1 protein-coding gene and 1 pseudogene are annotated in these 2,138 nt (G+C 42.8%); one reads left to right on the top strand and one right to left on the bottom strand.

Annotated elements, in window-relative coordinates; translation table 11 throughout:
* Nucleotides 1-297, top strand: a pseudogene (locus RAC86_RS38065) (aromatic acid exporter family protein); the annotation flags it as partial.
* A gap of 76 nt (nt 298-373) precedes the next feature.
* Here the strand turns inward: RAC86_RS38065 and RAC86_RS38060 are convergent.
* The gene (locus RAC86_RS38060; protein WP_009966836.1) at nt 374-2,116 is read right to left on the bottom strand and encodes an ABC transporter ATP-binding protein; all 1,743 of its coding nucleotides are present in this window, start codon (nt 2,114-2,116) and stop codon (nt 374-376) included.
* Nucleotides 2,117-2,138 lie beyond the last annotated feature (22 nt).

The raw sequence follows: 2,138 nt of genomic DNA, 5'->3' as shown, positions 1-2,138 counted from the left end.
TTGACTGAAGAACTTGATTACCTGCTTTACTGGCACGAACGGATTTTGATGAGGTTTGTCGGAAAAATCAAGCCGCATGATGACGCGGTTGAAGAAGGCATCCGGTATAAGCAGCTTTTAACAAAGTCATTTTTAAAAAATCAGCAGAATACGGATGAGGAGCTTATTGATTACAACATGCTCAATATTATGGCAAGCGCCGTGGAATATCGCGAGCAGCTTGAACATTTAGAAACACTTATCACAAGTTTTCAAACGTATCATCCGAAAGACTGCGAAATAGAAACAGAAGAGTAACCCGGTTAAACAGCCGGGTTTTTTTATATACAAAAAAATCTTATATCCTTCGTTAAAAGGATATAAGATTGATGTTTTAGTTCAAATTTTGAATGGTAAATAAGTGCTTGTACTGGCTCTCATAGTCCATGAGTTCATCATGGGTTCCGATTTCAATGATTGTGCCGTTTTCCATGACAACAATCTTATCCGCATGGGTGATTGTCGATAAACGGTGGGCGACAACAAAAGTTGTTCTATCCTTCGCCAGTTTGTCCATCGCTTCTTGAATGTAATGCTCACTTTCCAAATCCAGAGCTGATGTAGCTTCATCTAAAATGAGGAGCGGCGGATTTTTCAGGAATACCCGCGCAATTGAGATCCGCTGCTTTTGTCCGCCTGAAAGCTTAACGCCTCGTTCCCCCACCCGGGTCTCATATCCTTCTGGAAAACTCATGATAAATTCATGGGCATTTGCAGCTTTGGCGGCTTCGATTATCTCTTCAAGTGTGGCATCAGGCTTGCCGATCGCGATATTTTCCCGAATCGTTTCACTAAATAAAAAGGTATCCTGAAGCACCATACCAACCTGGTTGCGAAGGCTTCTTGCTTCATAATCGCGAATATCCGTCCCATCAATCAGCAGTCTGCCGCTTGTTACATCATAAAATCTTGGGATCAGGCTGACGAGCGTTGATTTTCCTCCTCCACTCATGCCGACGAGAGCTACAGTTTCTCCTCTATTTACTTTTAAGGATACATCATGAAGAATATTTTCTTTGTCCTTCTCATATTGAAACGAAACGTTTTGAAACTCCACTCCTCCGCGAATCTGATCGGCCTTTATCGCATTTGGTTTGTCAGTGAGTTCATAGGGCTCGTCAATAAATTCAAACACCCTGTCCATTGATGCGATTGACTGTGTCAATGTTGTAGAGGAATTGATCAGCCTTCTAACAGGGTTGTACATTCTGTCAATATATCCGACAAACGCGACCATTGTTCCGACTGTCAGCGGTCCATTAATGACAAAATACCCGGCGCACGCTATGACGATGAGCGGCGCCAAATCTGTAATTGTATTAACGACCGCAAAGGTTTTGGCGTTCCAATTCGTGTGGCGGATGGCTTTATCTAAGAAATGACCGTTTTTCTCATTAAATTGAGCCTGTTCATGATCTTCTATCGCAAAGCTTCTGATGACAGGCATGCCTTGAATGCGTTCGTGCAAATGCCCCTGCACTTGAGCAAGAGCCTGTGAGCGCTCCCTTGTCAGCTTTCGTAAACGGCCGTAAAAATACTTCACTGATATTCCGTATAATGGGAATAAAACGATAGAGATCAGCGTTAATTTAACGTCCAGTGTGAGCATGATAGAGATCACGATCAATATCGTCAGCATATCGAGCCATATATTCATCAGCCCTGTGATGACGAAATCCTTTGTTTGTTCTACATCATTAATCACTCGGGAAATGACTTCCCCTGTTCTTGTATTCGCGTAAAAACGAAGGCTCAGTTTTTGTATATGGTCAAACAGCTTAGCTCTTATATCATAAAGCACCTTGCTGGCAGTCCACTGGGCAAAATATTGCCGGTAATATTCAACAGGCGGGCGCAAAATTAAAAATAAGGCGAACATGATCGCCATAATCGTGAACAATGACGTGGTTTTGTCACTGGCCGTGCCGCCTCCTTGAATAATGTCGTCAACTACGTACTTCAGAAGCAATGGGAGAGCAAGCGGAATGGAGAATTTTACGATCCCGATTAACACTGTAACGAAAATTTGCTTCTTATAAGGTTTGACGAATTGCATGTAGCGTTTCATAACCCCCACGTTGATTCCCCCTCTCTCTTTA

The sequence above is a fragment of the Bacillus sp. LR_5 genome (genome assembly GCF_042709275.1).
Note: the sequence above shows the minus strand (reverse complement) of the source record. Positions and strands in the feature narration are given on the sequence as shown.